Source organism: Bosea sp. (in: a-proteobacteria), from assembly GCA_023910605.1.
Taxonomy (GTDB): Bacteria; Pseudomonadota; Alphaproteobacteria; order Rhizobiales; family Beijerinckiaceae; genus Allobosea.
In genome coordinates this window covers 1157817-1177514 of sequence record JAAVVV010000001.1, presented here as the reverse complement: position 1 = coordinate 1177514, position 19698 = coordinate 1157817, and the positions used below count along the sequence as shown (strand labels likewise).

General features: G+C 66.8%; 19 protein-coding genes. 12 read left to right on the top strand and 7 right to left on the bottom strand.

The window, feature by feature from the left end:
• Positions 1–215 precede the first annotated feature (215 nt).
• Positions 216–479 (top strand): hypothetical protein, encoded by a 264-nt coding sequence (locus HEQ16_05870; protein MCO4053574.1) that lies wholly within the window; start codon positions 216–218, stop codon positions 477–479.
• A 115-nt stretch (positions 480–594) separates the two neighbouring features.
• Positions 595–1014, top strand: coding sequence for a SufE family protein (locus HEQ16_05865; protein MCO4053573.1), 420 nt, complete (start codon positions 595–597; stop codon positions 1012–1014).
• Positions 1015–1029: 15 nt separating this feature from the next.
• On the opposite strand, the gene HEQ16_05860 is transcribed toward HEQ16_05865, so the two are convergent.
• Both HEQ16_05860 and HEQ16_05855 read right to left on the bottom strand, forming a co-directional pair.
• Positions 1030–1953: an ATPase gene (locus HEQ16_05860; GenBank protein ID MCO4053572.1), complete on the bottom strand. Its 924-nt coding sequence runs from the start codon at positions 1951–1953 to the stop codon at positions 1030–1032.
• A gap of 227 nt (positions 1954–2180) precedes the next feature.
• Complete coding sequence (locus HEQ16_05855; protein ID MCO4053571.1) at positions 2181–2597, bottom strand: MucR family transcriptional regulator; 417 nt, start codon at positions 2595–2597, stop codon at positions 2181–2183.
• A 644-nt stretch (positions 2598–3241) separates the two neighbouring features.
• On the opposite strand from HEQ16_05855, the gene HEQ16_05850 reads away from it, so the two are divergent.
• Together HEQ16_05850 and HEQ16_05845 are read left to right on the top strand one after the other, a co-directional pair.
• The gene (locus HEQ16_05850) at positions 3242–5356 is read left to right on the top strand and encodes a S9 family peptidase (protein ID MCO4053570.1); all 2115 of its coding nucleotides are present in this window, start codon (positions 3242–3244) and stop codon (positions 5354–5356) included.
• Complete coding sequence (locus HEQ16_05845; GenBank protein MCO4053569.1) at positions 5356–5910, top strand: isochorismatase family protein; 555 nt, start codon at positions 5356–5358, stop codon at positions 5908–5910. Before HEQ16_05850 ends, HEQ16_05845 begins: the two co-directional genes overlap by 1 nt.
• A 4-nt stretch (positions 5911–5914) precedes the next feature.
• On the opposite strand, the gene HEQ16_05840 is transcribed toward HEQ16_05845, so the two are convergent.
• Positions 5915–7435, bottom strand: a complete 1521-nt coding sequence (locus tag HEQ16_05840) for a hypothetical protein (GenBank protein ID MCO4053568.1) — start codon at positions 7433–7435, stop codon at positions 5915–5917.
• Between the two features lie 230 nt (positions 7436–7665).
• On the opposite strand from HEQ16_05840, the gene HEQ16_05835 reads away from it, so the two are divergent.
• Positions 7666–8265: a superoxide dismutase gene (locus HEQ16_05835; GenBank protein MCO4053567.1), complete on the top strand. Its 600-nt coding sequence runs from the start codon at positions 7666–7668 to the stop codon at positions 8263–8265.
• Between the two features lie 70 nt (positions 8266–8335).
• Here the strand turns inward: HEQ16_05835 and HEQ16_05830 are convergent, their stop codons facing one another.
• Positions 8336–9190 carry a ChbG/HpnK family deacetylase gene (locus HEQ16_05830; protein ID MCO4053566.1) on the bottom strand — a complete coding sequence of 285 codons (855 nt, stop codon included), beginning with the start codon at positions 9188–9190 and terminating at the stop codon, positions 8336–8338.
• A gap of 163 nt (positions 9191–9353) precedes the next feature.
• Between HEQ16_05830 and HEQ16_05825 the strand changes: the two genes are divergently transcribed.
• Both HEQ16_05825 and murJ read left to right on the top strand, forming a co-directional pair.
• Positions 9354–10349 carry a glycosyltransferase family 2 protein gene (locus HEQ16_05825; protein MCO4053565.1) on the top strand — a complete coding sequence of 332 codons (996 nt, stop codon included), beginning with the start codon at positions 9354–9356 and terminating at the stop codon, positions 10347–10349.
• A gap of 63 nt (positions 10350–10412) precedes the next feature.
• The gene (murJ, locus tag HEQ16_05820) at positions 10413–12002 is read left to right on the top strand and encodes a murein biosynthesis integral membrane protein MurJ (GenBank protein ID MCO4053564.1); all 1590 of its coding nucleotides are present in this window, start codon (positions 10413–10415) and stop codon (positions 12000–12002) included.
• Between the two features lie 14 nt (positions 12003–12016).
• Here the strand turns inward: murJ and HEQ16_05815 are convergent, their stop codons facing one another.
• Entirely contained in the window at positions 12017–12883 is an 867-nt protein-coding gene (locus HEQ16_05815; protein ID MCO4053563.1) for a branched-chain amino acid aminotransferase, read from the bottom strand.
• A 230-nt stretch (positions 12884–13113) separates the two neighbouring features.
• On the opposite strand from HEQ16_05815, the gene rph reads away from it, so the two are divergent.
• The 4 genes from rph (at position 13114) to HEQ16_05795 (ending at position 16656) form a co-directional block, all read left to right on the top strand.
• Positions 13114–13833: a ribonuclease PH gene (gene rph, locus HEQ16_05810; protein MCO4053562.1), complete on the top strand. Its 720-nt coding sequence runs from the start codon at positions 13114–13116 to the stop codon at positions 13831–13833.
• The gene (locus tag HEQ16_05805; GenBank protein MCO4053561.1) at positions 13830–14480 is read left to right on the top strand and encodes a non-canonical purine NTP pyrophosphatase; all 651 of its coding nucleotides are present in this window, start codon (positions 13830–13832) and stop codon (positions 14478–14480) included. The genes rph and HEQ16_05805 overlap by 4 nt, the downstream gene beginning before the upstream one ends.
• Before the next feature lie 11 nt (positions 14481–14491).
• On the top strand, positions 14492–15148 hold the full coding sequence (locus HEQ16_05800) for an MBL fold metallo-hydrolase (protein MCO4053560.1): 657 nt from the start codon (positions 14492–14494) through the stop codon (positions 15146–15148).
• Between the two features lie 122 nt (positions 15149–15270).
• Entirely contained in the window at positions 15271–16656 is a 1386-nt protein-coding gene (locus HEQ16_05795) for a L,D-transpeptidase family protein (protein ID MCO4053559.1), read from the top strand.
• A 3-nt stretch (positions 16657–16659) separates the two neighbouring features.
• Here the strand turns inward: HEQ16_05795 and HEQ16_05790 are convergent, their stop codons facing one another.
• Positions 16660–16980 carry a hypothetical protein gene (locus HEQ16_05790; protein ID MCO4053558.1) on the bottom strand — a complete coding sequence of 107 codons (321 nt, stop codon included), beginning with the start codon at positions 16978–16980 and terminating at the stop codon, positions 16660–16662.
• Complete coding sequence (locus HEQ16_05785) at positions 16977–18344, bottom strand: sulfite oxidase (GenBank protein ID MCO4053557.1); 1368 nt, start codon at positions 18342–18344, stop codon at positions 16977–16979. The genes HEQ16_05790 and HEQ16_05785 overlap by 4 nt, the downstream gene beginning before the upstream one ends.
• Positions 18345–18545: 201 nt before the next feature.
• Between HEQ16_05785 and HEQ16_05780 the strand changes: the two genes are divergently transcribed.
• On the top strand, positions 18546–19694 hold the full coding sequence (locus HEQ16_05780) for a DNA cytosine methyltransferase (protein ID MCO4053556.1): 1149 nt from the start codon (positions 18546–18548) through the stop codon (positions 19692–19694).
• Positions 19695–19698 lie beyond the last annotated feature (4 nt).

The following is a 19698-nucleotide window of genomic DNA, read 5'->3' as shown; positions in this document are numbered from 1 at the left end:
AATAAATCCAGCGTCTTGTGCGTGCAATGCGAGGAGTTCCGTCATCCACGCGGTTTTGCCGGCAAGGTGAACAGAGACTGAAAATCATCATGTGCATTTAGCGCAATGAGCGAACCGCGGCTTCATGGGCGCCTGCTAGGACTGGGCGGAGATCGAAAAAGCCGGCCCGGATTTCGGCGGCGGCCTGTCCCGGGCAAACCCACGGAGAGCACGTCATGCTCAGCACGTTGCGCAATCTGGCGTTGATCGCAGCGATCGCCTGGTGGTCGCCCGTGCACGAACAGGAGCCGACGGCCCGGCTCGACGCGCTGCGGGAAGCGCCGGGCCAGTTGCTGGCCGATGTTGTCGCGGCAGCGCCGGCCTTGGCGGTGCGCGCCGCGGCCGGCATCGACCCGGCCAGCCGCGACGCCCTTGCACGCAAGCTGACCGAGATGGCGCTGGCGGAAAGCCAGGGCGGCGCGCCGCTTCAGCGCCCCTGAGCGCGGCGCGATCTGCGCCAGCGCCACTGCCGCAGGCCAAGCGCCACGCTTGATTTGCCGCGCGATCCGGCCCACATCGCGAGTGCCGCTATCATGCCGGCGGGGCCCCATAGCCATGACCACCACACTCGACGACATCATGGCCGATTTCGACCTGATCGATGATTGGGATGACCGTTACCGCTATCTGATTGAGCTCGGCCGGGACCTTGAGCCGCTTGACGAGGCCGCCCGCACGGAGGCCAACAAGGTGCGCGGCTGCGCAAGCCAGGTCTGGATCGAGACGCGCGCGCTGCCGGACGGCACGCTCGTCTTCCACGGGGACAGCGACGCCCACATCGTGAAGGGCCTCGTGCGCCTGACCCTCGCGGTCTACTCCAACCGCAAGCCTGACGAGATCCTTGCGACCGACGCCGGCGCTGTCTTCCAGAAGCTCGGCCTCGCGCAGCACCTCACCCCGCAGCGCTCGAACGGCGTGAGGGCCATGGTGGAGCGCATCAAGGCCGATGCCCGAATGGCGCTTGGCCCGGCTTGAGAAGCGGGCTCCGGTTCATTCCGTACGCAGCCAGGCCTCCATGGAAGCGCGCTCGGGGCCTGCCTGCCAGCTTGTCAGGGGCGCGCGGCGCGGACCTGTGGCCACATTCGCCAGGCCGTAATGATCCGCCAGACGGCCAAGCGCGAGGCGGAGCACAAGCTTGCCTGATCGGGCCGGCCATGCGCGCCGGGTCTCAGCCTCCTGAAGCGGCACGAGAAAGCCGCAGACATCCAGCACAAAATGCCCCATCTCCGCGCCCAGCAAGCGGAAGGCGGCCCGCACGCGCTGCCGCGCGGCCATCGCGGCATCGGAGGCGAAGGCCGGGTCGCGGATTGCGCCCTGCCCGCTGCTGCTCTCCATCCGGCTCCAGTTGGTGGTGACGCTTGGCAGCATCGCCGCCGCTGTGACGTCGCGGCGAAAGCGCTCGCCGGCGAGATACTGGGCATCGTCGATCAGGGACTGGCCATCCTGGCCCTTGCGGCGGTATAGCCATAGCAGCGGGCTCTCGGCCTCGTTGAAGCGCGCCGCGGCTCCGTCCTCGGGTTGTCCGTGCACGGGCTGGAGGGCCGCGGGACCGTCGGGCGCCGATTCCGCGCCGGAATGGTCTTGGGCAGACGCCGGCGCATAAAGCCCCTTCGCACAGGCGCGGATCTCGCCAAGGCGCAGGCCTTCGTCAATGAGCGCGCGGGGTGCGCGACCTGCGCCCAACGAGCCACGTTCGCTGCCGCGGACGAGGACCACCGCTGCCGGATCGGTGGGATCGCGACGCGCCGTCAGGGCCTGCCCGCGCATCCGCGTGAGCAGCCGTGCCAGTTCCGGGCTCGGCGCAGCCGGCGGTTCACATGGCGCCTGCATTGCCTTGCGTTCCGTTTGCGTTCCGGACTTGCCCTGTGACGCAGCCTTTTGGCCACCCTCCTGGCTGTGATCCCGCTTGGTCATGGCCTGCACTCCTCGTTTGCATAGGATTTTATTCCTATGCAATGGGATGCAAAAAAGCAAGCCCGTGTTGAGCGACGCCAGCAAGGGGCGGCTCACCCATGGCGCGGGTCTTCAGGAAGCGTCACGGGCAGAGGCGAGGCCTACGGCCCGGCGCTGCCGGTCGCATCAAGAAAAACGCAGCCTGACGGATCAGGCCGCGTCTTCTGGAATCATGCAGCGCGCCGCGATCAACGGCCGCGCTTGCGCTTCTGGCCAAGGCCCATCTGCTTGGCCAGCTGTGAGCGGGCTTCGGCATAGTTGGGGGCGACCATCGGATAGTCCTGTGGCAGGCCCCACTTCTCCCGATACTGTTCAGGCGACATGTTGTAGGCCGTGCGCAGATGCCGCTTCAACGACTTGAACTTCTTTCCGTCCTCAAGACAGATGATGTAGTCGCTGGTGATCGACTTCTTGACGGGCACAGCCGGCTTGGCCGGTTCAGACACGACCGGGATGTCCTGCCCGGCCGAGACCTTCACGAGGGCCATGTGGATGTCGCTGATCAAGGAGGGAATATCGGATGACGAGACGGTGTTGTTCGCCAGGTAGGCGGACACGATGTCTGCGGTCAGCTCGATATAGTTAGGCATCCCCGAATCAGACATGATATTGCTCTCCAAATTCTATAAGCGGTTTTTTCAACGGAAAATTAGACCGAAACGCATTGCACGAAGAGGCTGAGCACGAACTGCCCCGCATAAACCCCACCGTGGACACACGCTCATCTGCATAAACTACACGTAGGCGTCCCGTTACTCATAAGTCGCCACGAAACTAACATCAAGTAAAAAGCTTTACGAAATCGCACTCAATTGTCCCTATTCCACCTGTAGCTTGGCCATTCAGCAAAGCAGACAGACACACGGAAAAGAGAGGACCCAGCACCGCCAGGATTGGCGTCAGCGAGGGTTTATTCCGCGCAGATCACGAAAAACGCATGGTTTAGCCGCATTCGCCGACGCGCTCATCGCGGCACGGAGGCGATGCTGGCGTTCAGCGAAATGATGCTCCCGCAGCGCCTTGCGGTGCTGGATGCAGGACCCGGCACACCTTCACAGCCGGACAACTGCATGAATCGGGCGAATACTTGTTGACCAAAGGGCAAGCACTGTCGGAACGCGATCATGCCCCGTCGGCGATGGACTCGCGGCCCTTGCGGCGCAAGGGCCGGCCATGCCCTAGATGACGGATCGAAGCCAGGGCGCGCGGAGCGCGCGCCCTGGCAGAACCATGAGCAAGGCCTGTTCCCATGACCCGATCCCAGAGAGCCAGACCACCGCTTGCCCCGAAGGTCGATGCAAGCTTCAGCGCCCATGGCGAAAGCTGGACTGATGAATATGCCTGGATCCGTGCCGAGAACTGGCAGGAGGTGCTGCGCGACCCCGACACGCTGGCGCCGAACATCGCCACTCTGCTGCGTTCGGAAAACCGCTACGCCAAGGCGCTGCTCAAGGATACCGAGACCTTGCAGAAGCTGCTGGTGGCGGAAATGCGCGCCCGCATGAAGGAGGATGACAGCGCACCGCCCTCCCATGACGGCCCCTTCTCCTATTATGAGCGCTACAATCGCGGCGGGGAACATCCCGTCATCTGCCGCCGGCCCCGTGCCGGCGGCGCGGAGCAGAAGCTGCTGGACGGGCATGCGCTGTCCCGCGGCAAGGATTTCTTCGATCTTGGCGACCATGCCCATTCGCCCGACCATGCTTGCATGGCCTGGAGCGCTGACGAGGCGGGATCGGAACTCTACACCATCCGCGTGCGGGAACTCGGCACGGGCGAGGACCTGTCCGACGCCGTTACGGGAACCATGGGCGACGTGGTCTGGGCCAGCGATTCGGCCAGCTTCTTCTATGTGGCCATGGATGCGAACCATCGCCCTTCGCGCGTGCTGCGCCACATCGTCGGCCAGCCGCAGGCGAGCGATTCGCTCGTCCACGAGGAAGATGATGCGGGCATGTTCGTGTCGATCTCGCAGACACAGTCAGGCGCCTACCTGCTGATCGACATCGGCGACCACGAGACCTCGGAGGTCCGCCTCGTTGAGCTTGACCGCCCCGAGAGTCCCGCCCGGGTGATCCATCCCCGGCAGGTAGGGCTGCGCTATGATGTCGAGCATCACGGGGAGCTCTTCTACCTCCTCACGAACAAGGACGGGGCGATCGACTTCAAGATCATGACGGCGCCGGTGGCGACGCCGCAGATCGACCATTGGCGCGACCTCGTGCCCTTTCGCGAAGGCTGCATGATCATCAGCCATGTCTGCCTCAGAGGCCGGCTGGTGCGGATGGAGCGCGAGAATTCGCTGCCCCGCATCGTGATCCGTGATCTCGCCACGGGCGAGGAAGGCGCCATAGCCTTCGACGAGGAAGCCTACGGGCTGGGCATGGATGCAGGCCTCGAGTTCGACACCGACTGGCTGCGCTTCACCTATGCCTCCATGGCGCGCCCGGCCGAGACCTATGACTACAACATGGCGACGCGCGAGCGGATCCTGATCAAGACGCAGGAGGTCCCGTCCGGCCACAATCCGGCGCGCTACACCGTGCGCCGCATCTTCGCGACAGCGCCGGACGGGGCGCAGGTCCCGGTCTCGCTGCTGCATCTCGCCGATCTCGACCTCGACGGGACGGCGCCCTGCCTGCTTTACGGCTACGGCTCCTATGGCTCATCCATGTCGGCCTCCTTCCGGGTGAGACCGCTGAGCCTCGTGGACCGCGGTTTCGTCTATGCCATCGCCCATGTCAGGGGCGGCACCGAGAAAGGCTGGTCGTGGTATCTTGACGGCAAGCTCGCCAAAAAGCCGAACAGCTTCACCGACTTCATCGCGGTCGGCGAAGAGCTCGCCAGGCTCGGCTACACCAGCCGCGGCCGGATCATCGCCGAAGGCGGCAGCGCGGGCGGGCTGCTGGTGGGCGCCGTGGCGAACATGGCCCCCGACCTCTTCGCGGGGATCATCGCCGATGTCCCCTTCGTTGATGCGCTGAACACCATCATGGATGCCTCCATGCCGCTCACGCCGCCCGAGTGGCCCGAATGGGGCAACCCGATCACCGATCCGGTGGCTTTCAGGACCATCCGGTCCTACGCGCCCTATGAACAGGTGAAGGCGCAGCCCTATCCGCCGATCCTAGCCATCGCGGGGCTGACCGACCCGCGCGTGACCTATTGGGAGCCGGCGAAATGGGTGCAGCGTCTGCGCGCGCGCATGACAGGGGGCGGGCCCATCCTGCTGCATGTCCACATGTCGGCCGGCCATGGCGGGGCGGCGGGGCGATTCGATTCGCTGAAGGAGACCGCCATGGCCTATGCTTTCGCGATCAAGGCGGCCGATGGATTCAAGACGATCGGAGAGGGCTCTGCATGATGCGCCTCAAGGCTTCGCGCTCGCAACTTCTCGTGGTCGACGCGCAGGAAAGGCTGAGCCCGGCCGTGATCGCACCGGACGCGATGCTGCGCAACATCCGCCTGCTGCTGGCGGGGGCTGACCGGCTGGGAATACCGGTCACGGTGTCGGAGCAGTATGTGAAGGGGCTCGGCCCTTCGGTGACGGCCGTCAGGGAGGCGCTTCCCGCATCCGCCGTGACGCTCGAGAAGATCACCTTCTCCTGCCTGTCGGAGCCGGCGATCGCCGAAAGGCTGGCCACGCTCCGGCATGGCGGGCGCGACCTGCTTGTGGTCTGCGGAGCCGAAACCCATGTCTGCGTGCTGCAAAGCGTGCTCGAGGCGATCGAGCAGGGCTTTCATGTGGCGCTGGTCGTGGATGCCTGCTCGAGCCGCGCCGCCGTGAGCATCGACACGGCGCTGGCAAGGGCGCAGAAGGCCGGGGCCGATCTCGTGACGGCCGAGATGGCCGTGTTCGAGTGGCTGGAACGCGCCGCCACGCCCGATTTCCGCGCGCTGGCGCCGCTGGTCAAATAGCGGTTCAGATGGTTCCGCGCCGCCTGGCCATGAACAGCTTGAGCTCCTCCGTGGAACCGAACAGGTGCTCGCCCTCCGGGGTCGTCACGCGGATCTGCCCGTTCGCCAACAAGGCATAGGCGCTGTCGCCCATGGTGTAAGCCGCGACCACGCCTTCGTCGGAGGCCATCGGCGCAGGCGGCGGCTCCAGAAAGGTGGATTCCGGCGCCTGCGGATCGTAAGCAGGCGGCTCTTCTGAAACAGCATCGTCAGATGCATAAGGCTCGCCCGAGCGCGCCGGGCCATGGCCGGCGGCGACATCTGTCAGGATCGGCGCATCGTCGCGATCATCGCCGAACCAGTTGGGGCCTTGGTCCTGACGCTGGTCAGGTCCATGGTCTTCAGAAGGCGCGGAAGCCGCCATTGCATCGGCGGCGACAGGGTCGCCAGGGGGTGCAGCATGAGCCGCATCGACGGCCTCGGCCGGGTATGGCGGGTCCTGATGGAATCGCCCTTCGAGATCCGCGCGCAGAGCGGCGAACGTGCCATCCGGGACGGAGGGGCGCACCGGTTCCGGTTCCAGGAAGGATGGCGCGGCCTCTTCGATGGGGGCGATGTCGTCGGCGGCTGGCAGCGATTGAAGGCTGAGCGCGGCGCGGTCGATGCGGGCGAAATACTCGTGCTCCTCAGCAGAGGGCACAGGCATCCGGAGTTCCGCCGCGGATTGCAGCTCCGGTCCGGGCTCCTGTTCCGGCCCGGGCAGCCTGCCGGGCGCTTCCGAAGGCGCGCCTGCTTCAACATCGAGCTGCGCCAGCAGCCGGTCCAGGGAATGCCGGTCCATGTCTGAAAGCCCGGGCCGGTCGGCCGCCTCATCAGTCGGGACATCGGAGACGAAATCCGGCGCGGGGGAGCGATCCTCGGCCGCGAGGTCGTAAGCCGGGCCTGCATGAGCCGGACCGTGATAAGCAGGAGCTGCGTCATCCGCCACGCCGGCCGGGACGTCGGCTGCCCAGAAGGATGGATCGACGCGGCCTCCGGCTGTGTCCTCGTCTGCTGCCGGCCGGTCGGAGGCAGACGGGCTCACGGCGCTGAAGATGCTCTGCGCAGCCACGGCGAGCGCGCCGGCGGCGGCCACGGCCGGAACCGCGATGGCGCCGCGATCGGGCGCCGGGCGGTCCTGCGCCGATGCAGCCAGCGCCGGCGGTTTGAGCTGGGCCCGCGCGATGTCGAGCTCGAACTGGCTGTCAGCGGGGCCAGGCGCCGCTGCATGCGCGTCAATCGCCAAGGCCTCATGCGCGGATTGCGGATCGAAGCCGGGCGGCGAGAGCGTGGCGGATCGGAGGGCGGACATTTCGGCCGCGAGCGACGATATCCTGAGCAACAGGGTGCCCAAAAGAAGCACGATCAACCCGCACGAGGCGAGGATGGTGCCCGTGACAACCAGGACGCCACCCCAGTCGAGCATGTAATACGGCGCGCCCCAGACTCCCAGGCCGAAGCCTGCCACAAGCAGAAACAGCCCAAGCAACTGCGAAATCAACCCCAACGCACCGTCTCCAATCGACCGGCAAGGCGGTCATATGACACGATTGTAGCCATGAACGCATGCAAAGCCAAATCCTGCGACGGCTCGGCGGTTGTCCTTGGCCCGACGGAGGCCTAACTATCCGAACGAGCTGCTCCCGGCAAACGGGCGCGCGTCAGCACCACGGGGTCTGGCCCGAACCCATCGCGGGCCGGGCCGCCCCCATATCCACGCCACACTGGGAGAGATCCATGTCCTTCACGCTGCCCGACCTGCCCTATGCCCACGACGCGCTCCAGCCCTACATGTCGAAGGAGACGCTGGAGTATCATCACGACAAGCATCACCTCGCCTACGTCAACAACGGCAACAACCTGATCAAGGGCACGGAGTTCGAGGGCAAGAGCCTTGAGGACATCGTCAAGGGCTCGTTCGGCAAGAACGCCGCCCTCTTCAACAATGCCGGCCAGCACTACAACCACATGCATTTCTGGCACTGGATGAAGCCCAATGGCGGCGGCCCGATCCCGGGCGCCCTCGAGAAGGCCATCGTCGACGCCTTCGGCTCGATCGAGAAGATGAAGGAGGACTTCATCGCGGCCGGCGTCGGCCAGTTCGGGTCGGGCTGGCACTGGCTGGCCGTACAGAACGGCAAGATCGTGGTGATGAAGACGCCGAACGGAGAGAGCCCGCTGGTGCATGGCGCCAGGCCGATTCTCGGCAACGACGTGTGGGAGCATTCCTACTACATCGACTACCGCAACCGTCGCCCGGACTACTGCAAGGCCTTCATCGAGAGCCTGGTGAACTGGGAATACGTGGCCAAGCTCTATGGCGAAGCCATCGCCTGATAACTCTTCGGGCATCGACAGGGCGGGCGCTTTTGCGTCCCGCCCTTGTCATGCCGGTGCCCGGCTGGCGTCAGGCGACCGCCGCGCCACCGGGCAGCGTCACAAGCTGGCTGAACCGCGCGGGCTGGAACCCACCCGGCAGCGCGCCGTGCCGCAGCACTTCAAATTCCTGCATCCGTGTCTCCACGACCGGATCGAGCGCCCTCAGCTCGTCGTCGACGAAGCCCGGATGGCACATCATCAGATGCCGGGGGCCGGGCGCGATCACGAAGCGCTCGAGATCACGCGCGAAATCCCGCGCCGGATCGAAAGGCGAGATGCCTGAGAAGCCCGCATTCACCGGAAAGCCCCTCTTCCGCGCCGCACTGCCGAAGCCGCGCGAAAGGGCCGCAATGACGAGCGCCTTGGGCACCGCCACGCCACGGTTTCTAATGGCCGCGATGCTGTCGGCCGGATCGCGAATGTAGAGGCTGCCGGGCGCATAGCGCCGCGCGACCGCATCCAGCAGCAGCGAGCGGACGCCGGGCATGGCATGGACATGCTGATGGCCATCGATGAAATCCGGCGCGCGGCCGGTGGCGTCCTCGAAGGCGGCGAGCTGGCGCGCGATCTCGCGCGCAATCTCGTCCCGCGCGGCGGCCGAGGTCAGCGCGGCCCTTATCACGGTCCGCAGGCCCGGGAAGCGCCCTTCGCGGCACAGATTGGGCATAGAGCCCAGCGGCGCGGCGCAGGTCAGGTTGAGGTGCACGCCCAGATCGGCAACATCGGCATAGACCAGCAGAGGCGCTGCCCAGCCCTTCCAGCCGGGGCGGGAGGTCATCGCGCCGGTGGCGCTGATGCGTCGCGATGCGAGCAGTTCGAGGATCGCCCGGCTCACCCCATCGGTGAGGGCGTAATCATCGGCGCACAGGACGAGGCGGCTCATCTTCCGTTCATTTCCATGCAGACACTGACATTTGCAGGCCGCCCGGGCGCGGCCGGCCACAGCCAAGCTTGCCGCAGGCGTCACGATCGGCTTTTGTACGCCGCTGCGGCTCGCGGCTGACAGGAAGATTAGCGTGGTTCAGGCGGTCAGGACAGATCCCGGCATCGAAGTTTCCGTGGTGATCCCCGTCTTCAACGAGGCGCGGAACCTTCGCCCGCTGATGGACGCCTTGCGCCCGGTGCTTGAGCGCGAGGCAGAAGGCTGGGAAGTGATCTTCGTCGATGACGGCAGCGCCGACGATTCGCTGGCCGTGATCCGCCAGATGAATGCCGAGGACGGTCGGCTCCGCGCTGTCTCCTTCAGCCGCAATTTCGGGAAGGAGATCGCCATCGCCGCCGGGCTCGACCATGCCAGGGGTCGTGCGGTGGCCATCATGGACGCGGACCTTCAGCATCCGCCGGCCGTTCTGGTGACCTTCCTCGCCCGCTGGCGCGAGGGCTACGGCATGGTCTACGGCGTGCGCTCGGACCGGGACGGCGAAGGCCGCGTCAAGCGCAGCTTCGCCCGCGCCTTCTATCGCCTGTTCGAGCGGTTCGGCGAGACGCAACTACCGGAGGGCGCAGGCGATTTCCGCCTGATGGACCGCAAGGCCGTCGATGCCCTGTGCGCCATGGGCGAGCGCGCCCGCTTCTCCAAGGGGCTCTACGCCTGGGTGGGCTTCCGCAGCATTGGCGTCGAGTTTCAGGTCGCCGAGCGCCTGCATGGCGCCACCAAGTTCAATTATCGAAAGCTGTTCAGCTTCGCCTTCGACGGGATTTCGTCCTTCTCGACGGTGCCGCTGAAGATCGCCACCTATTTCGGGGTGATGATCGCCTGCCTCGCCACGGCCGCTGCGATCTACTTTGCGCTGCGCACGCTGCTATTCGGCACCGATCTGCCGGGCTTTCCCACGCTGGTGGTTTCGATCATGTTCTTCTCGGGCATCCAGCTCATCTCGCTGGGCATGATCGGCGAATATGTCGGGCGCATCTTCGCGGAGGTGAAGCGCCGCCCGCTCTACCTCGTCGGCGAGCGCGTCGGCCTCGACGGCATCGATGTCGGCGCGGCGCGCGACGAGCGGCAAACGCCGCGCCCGGCGCTTCAGCAGGGCCACGGCTGACGCCAGGGCTGCGGCGGCTGGAGTTGACCGGCCGTCCCAGCCGCGCGACGGTTCCAATCGCCCATGTTCAAGAAGATTCTCTCTGTTGGCGGATTCACGCTGCTTTCGCGGCTCACCGGTTTCGTCCGCGACATCATGCTGGCGGCCGTGCTGGGCGCCAGCGCCATGATGGACGCCTTCGTGATCGCGCAAAGGCTGCCCAACCAGTTCAGGGCCATCTTCGGCGAAGGCGCCTTTTCCTCCGCCTTCATTCCCTCCTATGCGCGGCTGCGCGAGCAGGCCGGCGTGGCCGCAGCCCAGCTTTTCGCGGACCGCGTCTTCACGCTGATTCTTCTGGTCCAGCTGGGCATCCTGGCGCTGGCCCTGCCCTTCATGCCGTGGATCGTGGCCGCGATCGCGCCCGGGCAGCGCGCAAACCCGGACCAGCTTGCGCTGACCGTGGCGCTGGCGCGCATCGCCTTTCCCTATCTGCTGTTCATCACGCTGGTGACGCTGCAGGCGGGGCTGCTCAATGCCGTCGACAAGTTCGCCGCCGCGGCCTTCGCGCCGGTGCTGCTCAATGTGTCGGTGGTGGCGGCCATGGCGGTGGCCTTTCTCTTTCCCAGCGCGGCCCATGCCGCAGCCTGGGGCGTCGCGATCGCGGGGGTAGCGGAATGGGCGCTGCTGACGCTCGTCGCCCGACGCGCGGGGGTGATGGCGACCCTGACCCGCCCTGCCGTGGACGGGGACGTCAAGCAGTTCCTCACCGCACTGGGGCCGGCCGTGCTGGGTTCCGCCGGGGTGCAGATCGCGGTGCTGGCCGATACGATTCTCGCCTCCTTCCTGCCGTCAGGGTCCTATGCGGCCATCTACTATGCCGACCGCATCTACCAGCTGCCGGTAGGCGTCATCGGCATCGCGGCCGGAACCGTGGTGCTGCCCACGATGAGCCGGCTGATTGCGGCAGGCCAGGAGGGCGCGGCGCATCACGAGCAGAACCGCGCCATCGGCATGACGCTGATCCTGTCGCTGCCCTTCGTCGCGGCCTTCCTCACCATGCCGGACCTGCTGGTGCGGGCCCTGTTCGGCCGCGGCGCCTTCGATGCGGCGGCGGCCGACGGCGCGGCGGTCGTGCTGCTCGCCTACGCGGTGGGCCTGACGCCGGTGCTTCTCATCCGCTCCGTGGTGGCCAGCTTCTTCGCGCGCGGCGACACAGCCACGCCCGTCATCGCCTCGCTCACGGCGCTCGGCGTCAACGTGGCTCTCAAGATCGTTCTGTCGGGAGAGATGGGCGCGGCGGGCCTTGCGCTGTCCACCTCCATAGGAGCCTGGGTCAACCTCGGCATCCTTTATGCGCTGGCGGCGCGGCGCGGCTGGACAACGCCCGACAACACGCTGGTCAAGGCCGCGATCATCGCCTTCGCCGGCGCCATCGCCTTCGAGCTTTGCGTCCTGACGGCCCGTCCCCTCGCCGAACAGGCCGCCTCGTTGCTGCCGCGCGAGCAGGCGCTGGCAGCGGCGATCCTCCTTGGAGCCCCGGCGATGCTGGCCTATGGCGCAGCCGCCTGGGCGCTGGCCCGGCAGCTGCGCTTTGATCTCAGGCTGCCCGGACGCAGGGGCCGCACGCCGCGAGAGGCCGGCAGCGGGGCCAGCGAGCCCTCGCAAGGCCTGTAAGCCGGCTCGCGTCTTCAGACCTTCGCCGCGAGTGCGAAGTCCATGTAGAGTTCGCGGGCCTTCCGCGTGATCGGGCCTGGCTGCAATTCGCGGTCGTCGATGCGGGTGATCGGCATGACCTTGGAATAATTGCCTGACGAGAAGATCTCGTCCGCGGCCTCGAAATCGCCATAGCGCAGCGTCGTTTCCTCGACCGTGTAACCCTCCGCCCTGAGCAGCGCGATGGTGCGCTGGCGCGTGATCCCGTTGAGGAAGGTGCCATTGATGGCAGGGGTCTTCACCACCCCGTCCTTGACCATGAAGACATTCGAGGTCGTGGTCTCGGCGACATTGCCGAGCATGTCGAGGACAAGCGCGTTGTCGAAGCCGGACTGCTTGGCGGCGCGCAGGGCGCGGGCATTGTTGGGATAGAGGCAGCCGGCCTTTGAGTCGGTCGGCATCGTCTCGGGCGTGGGCCGGCGGAACTTCGACAGCGTCACCGAGAAGCCCACGGTGGGCGGAGGCATCGCGGCCTCGAACAGGCACAGGCAGAAGCGGGTGGACTCAGGATCGGCCATGATCGTGGACGGCCCGTCGGCCTCGCCCCAGTACATTGGCTTGACGTAGATCGCCTTGCCGGGCGCGAACTTGCGCGCGCCCTCGCGCGCCAGAGACACGATGTCATCGGCCGCGATGGTCGGGTTGAGGCCCATGCCCTCGGCGGAACGGTTCACGCGGGCGGCATGGCGATCCATGTCGGGCATCATGCCGTCGAAGATGCGGGCGCCGTCGAACACGGTGGAGGCCAGCCATGCGCCGTGCGTGCGCGGGCCCATGATGCCGGGATTGCCGTCGAGCCACTCGCCGTCGAGCCAGTTCCAGGTTTGAGAATACCATGCCATGTCAGCCTCCTCATCCAGCCTGCGACGATCGCGCTGCCCAGGCCCGCCATGGTTTCGGCTTTTCGGCGGCGGCGTCAACCGCCCTCGCCCCTTCGATGGATGACAATGGCTGATGGACCCGATCGGTTCGCGTGAGGCGGCGACGCCGCGCCGCTTGCGCCATGGGGCCCGCGCCCCTAGAGACGCCGTTGCAGGCGCCAAGCGGAGCGCCAGACATCGCAGGAGCCCCCATGCGCCCATCGAAACGACTGCCCAACGCGATGCGTCCGGTGACGCTGGAGCGCGGCGTGGTGCGCTATGCGGAAGGCTCATGCCTTGTCACCTTCGGCGACACGCGTGTCCTCTGCGCCGCCTCGGTGGAGGAGAAGGGCCCGCCCTGGCTGCGCGGCACGGGCAAGGGCTGGGTCACGGCCGAGTACGCGATGCTTCCGCGCGCCACGCTTGAGCGCACCAGGCGCGAGTCGACGACCGGCAAGCCCTCGGGGCGCACCCAGGAAATCCAGCGCCTGATCGGGCGCTCGCTGCGCGCGGTGGTGGACCTCGGCGCGCTGGGCGAAAAGCAGATCGTGGTCGATTGCGACGTGATCCAGGCCGATGGCGGCACGCGCACGGCTTCGATCACCGGCGCATGGGTGGCGCTTCACGATGCGCTGAAATGGATGGAAGGCCGCGCCATGCTGCAGGGCCGCCAGCCGCTCAAGGATCATGTCGCCGCGATCTCCTGCGGAATCGTGGCGGGCCAGCCTGTGCTCGACCTCGACTATATCGAGGATTCGGGCGCGCAGACCGACGCCAACTTCGTGATGACGGGCCGCGGCGGCATCGTCGAGGTGCAGGGAACCGCCGAGGGCGAACCGTTCTCGGAAGAGCAGCTCTCGGCGATGATGGCGCTGGCCAAGGCCGGCATTGCCGATCTCGTGGCGTTGCAGAAGGCCGCCGTGTCGGGATGATCGCGCCAGCCAGCCATCGCTCGCTCACGGGCAAGCTCGTCATCGCCACGCACAATGCCGGCAAGCTCGTGGAGATGACGGCGCTTCTTGCACCATACGGCATCGAGACGGCCTCCGCTGGCGCGCTGGGCCTGCCCGAGCCCGCCGAGACGGGCTGGATGTTCGCCGAGAACGCCGCGCTGAAGGCGCAGGCGGCGGCCAGCGCCACCGGGCTGCAGGCGCTGGCCGATGACTCCGGGCTTTGCGTCGATGCGCTGGATGGCGCGCCGGGTCTGTTCACCGCCGACTGGGCCGGCCATCCGCGCGATTTCGGCGCCGCCATGGGCCGGGTCATCAGCGAATTGGCCAAGCGTCAGGTGCCGGAAGCCCAGTGGCGCGCGCATTTCGTCTCCGCGCTCGTCCTGGCCTGGCCGGATGGCCACCAGGAACTGTTCGAGGGGCGCGTGCATGGCGTTTGCGTCTGGCCGCCGCGCGGTGCGGCCGGCTTCGGCTACGATCCGATGTTTTTGCCAGACGGGCATGGCCGCACATTCGGCGAAATGAGCGCCGAGGAGAAGCACGGCATTCCCGCCGATGGCAGCGAGGGCCTGTCGCACCGCGCCCGCGCCTTCCAGAAGCTGGCAGCAACCTGCCTCACATCCCGTTGAAGGAGAGCGCCATGTCCGAAACCGCGTCAGAACCGGCGATCAAGGTCGCCGTCGTGCCCGTGACGGCCTTCCAGCAGAATGCCTCGATCATCTGGTGCACGCGCACGAACGAGGCGGCGATCGTGGATCCGGGCGGCGATGTGCCCAAGCTGATCGCAGCCGTGAAGGAGCTTGCCGTGACCCCGACCGCGATCTGGCTCACCCATGGCCATATCGACCATGCCGGCGGCGCGGCCGAGTTGGCCGAAGCGCTGTCGCTGCCGATCATCGGGCCGCACCGGGATGACCAGTTCCTGATGGACAACCTCGTCGAACAGGGCCGCATGTTCGGCATTGGCGGCTCGCGCGCGGTGACGCCGGGCCGCTACCTCGCCCAGGGCGACACGGTTTCTCTGGGGGAGGCGATGTTCGCGACCATGCATGTGCCCGGCCACTCGCCCGGTTCGGTGGTGTTCTACCACGAGCCCTCGCGCTTCATGCTGGCGGGGGATACGCTGTTCCAGGGCTCGATCGGCCGCACGGATTTCCCCTATGGCGACCACGCGCAGTTCATCCGAGAGATCAAGGCCAAGCTGATGACGCTGCCCGATGACGTGACCTTCCTGCCCGGCCATGGGCCGGCCTCGACCATTGGCGCGGAGCGGGCCGGAAACCCTTTCATCCGCTAGGCCCACGACAAGCTCTGGCTTGACCATGCCTGAACGCCGGCATGGTTAACCTTCCATACAGATCGGTATGTGACATTGGCTTTCACTGTTCCAGCCATGCGGCTGGCAGGAGGGGTGTGCGTATGCGTTTCCGGCGTTCGTGGAAGCTGTCGTTGTCCGTGGCGCTGGCGGCGCTGTTGTCACCGGCGGCAGTGAGCGGACAGGAACCCCGCGGGCCGGCCCCAGGTCAGGGTGGCCCGGCGGCATCCCAGCCTGGACCTGCCATCGCCACTGCGCTGGCTCCCGCCACGCCGCAGGCCGTGGTGGAGGAAGCCAAGGCCGCGCTGCCGCAGCACACCCACCCGATGTATGGGCCGCACACACTGGAGCACACCCGCGCCGCCCTCGCCTTCTATGAGGAACTGGCCGCAGGCGGCGGCTGGCCCCTGATGCCGCCCCAGGTCGCCGGGCTGAAGCTCGGCTCCAGCGGCGGACTGGTGGAGCAGATCAAGGTGCGGCTGATCCTCACCGGTGACCTCGATCCGCACGCATCGGACGGCGACAGCTTCGACAAGGCCACCGAGACCGCGCTGAAGCGCTTCCAGCTTCGCCATGGGCTGTCCCAGACCGGGTCTGTGGGGCGGCTCACCACGCGGGCGCTGTCCGTGCCCGTCGATGTCCGCATCAACCAGCTTCGCGCCTCGATCCACCGGCTCGAGCGCAACGCCTTCACCTTCACCCAGCGCTATGTCGTGGTGAACATTCCCGGCGCGCAGGTCGAGGCGATCGACAATGGCGTGGTCGAGCGGCGCCATGTCGCCATTGTGGGGAGGCCCGACAGGCCATCGCCCGTGCTGGCCACCCGCATCACGGCGGTGAACCTCAACCCGACCTGGACCGTGCCGATGTCGATCATCAAGGCCGACATCATGCCGCAGATGGCGAAGAATCCGGGCTGGCTCGCCAAGCACAACATGCGGGTGATAAGCGCGGGGAACCAGGAGATCGATCCGCGCACCATCAACTGGGCCAGCGGCAAGAACCCCAACTTCTTCGTGCGGCAGGATCCGGGCCCGACCAATTCGCTGGGCACCATCCGCATCGACATGCCCAACACGCAGTCGGTGTTCATGCACGACACCCCGAAGAAGGAGCTGTTCCGCAACGATGTGCGCTTCAACTCATCGGGCTGCGCGCGCATCGACGGCGTGAGGGAACTGGCGCTGTGGCTGCTGAAGGACTCCGAATGGGATAACCCGGCGCGCATCGACGCCGCCATCGCCGCCAATGAGCGCAAGGACATCCGCCTCGCCAGGCCCGTGCCTGTGGCCTGGGTCTACCTCACCGGCTGGGCCGCTGGCGATGGGCTCATTCATTTCCGCGACGACATCTATGGACTCGACACGCCCGAAGGGCTGGTGACCTCGACGATCTCGCCGCGCAAGCCAGCGCCGCCCAGATCCGAGGTCAAGCCGGCCATGGCACCGCAGCCGCCGGCGCGGCCGGCGACGCCGGTGGCCTATCGCTGAAGCCTACTTCGGCGCGAAGGGATTGACCCAGCTGCGCGAGCTTGCCGCCTGCTCGGGGTAGGCGGCAGAGAGATAATCGAGCAGGACCCTGCGCATGGCGGCGTCCGGCGCGGGCATGGCGTGGCGCTCGGTCATCCATGTCAGCGTCGAATCCCAGCGCTCGCGGCTCATGCCCTGCCGGCCGACGACCTGGAAGGAATGGCAGCCGATGCAGTAGCCGAAGGCATCTTCACGGCCGGGATGGTCGGGAAGCGCCTCGGGCGTCTCGGCGCGAGCCAGGCCCGCGCCCAGCATCAGCGCCACAACAAGCGCAGCCGACCTCATCCGACCAGCACCGCGACACGGTGGAACGGATTGGCGCCGTAGCCTTGTGGATTCCAGTTGCCGGCCACATGCGGCTGGAACTTGCCGGCGCTGTCGCGCGCCCGCACCCACAGCTCGAAATAGCCATCGCCCGGCAGTGTGACCGTGCCGCTCCAGCGCGCCCAGTCATAGCGATTGCGGCGCCCGGCGAGCTGCATGCGCTTCCAGCTCTGGCCGAAATCGACCGAGACATCGACGCGCGTCGGGTGCTGCTCGCCGCCCCAGGCCGCACCCCTGACCGCGACCTCGCGCGTGCCCGCCGCCAGCCGCGCGCCGTTGGCGGGAGCGGAGATGATCGAGCGCGTCGGCATCGAGGTCATGTCCGCAAAATTGGTGCGGCCATCGGCATTGGAGCCGGGGACGATCGGCACCGTTGGCATCCGGTAGGAGGTTCCGCCCATGCCTGCGCCATCATGCGGGTCCTTGCGCACCAGCACGCGCGTCAGCCACTTCGACGAGAGCGAGCCGGGCCAGCCGGGCACAATGAGGCGCACCGGCCCGCCATGGACATGCGGCAGGGGCTCGCCATTCATGGCCCAGACGATCAGCGTGTGACGGTCGAGCGCCTTGGCGACAGGCATGCCGCGCGAGATGGCCTGACGCGTCGCGTCGCCGGAGAGATGAGGGTCCGCACCGAAATGGCCGGTGAACTTCGCATCAGGCTTGAGGCCCGCCGCGCGCAGCACGTCGGCAAGGCGCGCGCCGGTCCATTCGGCGCAGCCGGCGCCGCCATTGGTCCACTGGTTGCCGCGGCCCGGAGGCGTGAAGAAGGAACGGCCATTGCCGCCGCACTCCATCACCATGCGCAGCGTCTCTGGCTTGAAGCGGCTCCTGAGCTCGCCCAGCGTCAGCGTCAGCGGCTTGTCGACCTCGCCATCCACGGTGAAGGACCAGGCGTCGCCCTGCTTTTTGTCCTCCGGCATCTGGCCGTTGTTGCGCACGAAGAAGCGCCCGACAGGGGTCGTGGCGTCATCCATCAGGCTCTCGGGGGTCTCGGCCACCAGCGGGCGGTCGCCGAGCACGACGAGGCCCTTGTCCTTGCCGGGATAATCGAGGAATTGCGGCCCCTTGGGCGTGGCGGCGGCGGGGGCAGGGGCAGCGGCGGGAGCCGGCGCGCCCTGCGCCAGCGCCGCGGGGATCAGCCCGGCCGGCATGTTGGCGCTGAAGGGTATGGCCATGCCCGTGGCCGCGCCCATGGCGGCAAGGCCCGCCCCGCCCAGGAAGCCGCGCCGGGAGGCATCGACCTCGCGCCCGAAGACGACGGCGTCGCCCCTCCCGGCATCGTCGGCATAGATCTCGTCAAGACTGCGTTCGCGCCTGGTCATCGCTTCCTCCCGTTGCCGGCATGGTTCATCCATGCTCTGCAAAGAGGCTAACGCATGAGAGCGGGAATTGTCACGCAGGCGCGCGCGGCGGCCCTTGCGCGAAGGGCCGGGCGGCAACCAATCCGTTGGTGGAAACAGCGGCCGCAGTGTGGACGACTCCGATTCGTTCTGCTTATGTCTCATTCGGGATGGAAAGAGTCGATGAGCCGAACTTTCTACGAATTCTTCGCTGGCGGCGGCATGGTGCGAGCAGGGCTGGGTCCCGGTTGGCATTGCCTGTTCGCCAATGACTTTGACCTCAAGAAGGCGGAGAGCTATCGCGCCAACTGGGGCTCAGGCGAAATGCGCTGCGCAGACGTGGCAACGCTTGAAAGCGAGGACTTGCCCGGCGCAGCAGACCTCGCTTGGGCGTCCTTTCCATGTCAGGACTTGTCGCTTGCCGGGAAGGGCGCCGGACTGAAAGGTGGTCGTTCGGGGACGTTCTGGGCTTTCTGGAAGTTGATGAAGGGCCTGCGCGAGGAGGGCCGTGGTCCGACCATCATTGCGCTGGAAAACGTCGTGGGACTTCTCACGAGCCAAGGCGGCGCGGATTTTCGCGAGCTTGTGAGCGCCATGGTCGCCATTGGCTATCGGGTCGGCGCGATGACGATCAATGCTGAGCGCTTCGTGCCCCAATCGCGCCCGCGCGTGTTCTTCGTCTGCGTCAGGAATGACATGACTATTGACCCGGAACTCATTGCAGCAGCGCCGCCGGCTTGGTGCTCAAGCGCAGCGTTGCTCAAGGCGGCCGGGATGCTTGACGGCTACATGGCTCATCATTGGGTATGGTGGAGGCTGCCTGAGCCGCCCACGCGGAACGTTGGCTTCGGCGACGTGATCGAGGACGATCCTATCGGCGTTGCGTGGCATAAGGCCGAGCAGACCGCGAAGATCATCCGCATGATGTCCCCTCTGAACCTAGCCAAGCTCGAAGCGGCCCAGCGCTCAGGTCTGCGGTACTTCGGCGGTGTCTATCGGCGCACGCGGCCCGACGGCGCGGGCGGCAAGACGCAGCGGGCGGAAGTGCGGTTCGACGATGTGTCGGGCTGCCTGCGCACGCCAGCAGGCGGATCAAGCCGACAGGTCGTGATGCTCGTCAATGGAGACGAGGTCCGCACCCGGCTCCTGTCGCCGCGAGAGGCGGCTAGGTTGATGGGGCTGGACGACGCCTACAGGTTGCCCAGCAATTATAATGACGCATACCACTTGCTGGGGGATGGCGTCGCCGCTCCTGTCGCGGGGTGGCTGGGGGCGAAGCTGTTTGGGCCGATGCTTAAGGCGCAGGTGAGGCACGCGATGGCGGCTGAATGAAGTC

Coding starts and splice junctions, on each gene's coding strand:
- HEQ16_05830 (MCO4053566.1), bottom strand. CDS start 9,190: ATGAGCCGCCTCGTCCTGTGCGCCGATGATTACGCCCTCACCGATGGG.
- HEQ16_05855 (MCO4053571.1), bottom strand. CDS start 2,597: ATGTCTGATTCGGGGATGCCTAACTATATCGAGCTGACCGCAGACATC.
- HEQ16_05835 (MCO4053567.1), top strand. CDS start 7,666: ATGTCCTTCACGCTGCCCGACCTGCCCTATGCCCACGACGCGCTCCAG.
- HEQ16_05785 (MCO4053557.1), bottom strand. CDS start 18,344: ATGACCAGGCGCGAACGCAGTCTTGACGAGATCTATGCCGACGATGCC.
- HEQ16_05795 (MCO4053559.1), top strand. CDS start 15,271: ATGCGTTTCCGGCGTTCGTGGAAGCTGTCGTTGTCCGTGGCGCTGGCG.
- rph (MCO4053562.1), top strand. CDS start 13,114: ATGCGCCCATCGAAACGACTGCCCAACGCGATGCGTCCGGTGACGCTG.
- HEQ16_05790 (MCO4053558.1), bottom strand. CDS start 16,980: ATGAGGTCGGCTGCGCTTGTTGTGGCGCTGATGCTGGGCGCGGGCCTG.
- HEQ16_05850 (MCO4053570.1), top strand. CDS start 3,242: ATGACCCGATCCCAGAGAGCCAGACCACCGCTTGCCCCGAAGGTCGAT.
- HEQ16_05870 (MCO4053574.1), top strand. CDS start 216: ATGCTCAGCACGTTGCGCAATCTGGCGTTGATCGCAGCGATCGCCTGG.
- HEQ16_05860 (MCO4053572.1), bottom strand. CDS start 1,953: ATGACCAAGCGGGATCACAGCCAGGAGGGTGGCCAAAAGGCTGCGTCA.
- HEQ16_05865 (MCO4053573.1), top strand. CDS start 595: ATGACCACCACACTCGACGACATCATGGCCGATTTCGACCTGATCGAT.
- HEQ16_05805 (MCO4053561.1), top strand. CDS start 13,830: ATGATCGCGCCAGCCAGCCATCGCTCGCTCACGGGCAAGCTCGTCATC.
- HEQ16_05780 (MCO4053556.1), top strand. CDS start 18,546: ATGAGCCGAACTTTCTACGAATTCTTCGCTGGCGGCGGCATGGTGCGA.
- HEQ16_05815 (MCO4053563.1), bottom strand. CDS start 12,883: ATGGCATGGTATTCTCAAACCTGGAACTGGCTCGACGGCGAGTGGCTC.
- murJ (MCO4053564.1), top strand. CDS start 10,413: ATGTTCAAGAAGATTCTCTCTGTTGGCGGATTCACGCTGCTTTCGCGG.
- HEQ16_05845 (MCO4053569.1), top strand. CDS start 5,356: ATGCGCCTCAAGGCTTCGCGCTCGCAACTTCTCGTGGTCGACGCGCAG.
- HEQ16_05800 (MCO4053560.1), top strand. CDS start 14,492: ATGTCCGAAACCGCGTCAGAACCGGCGATCAAGGTCGCCGTCGTGCCC.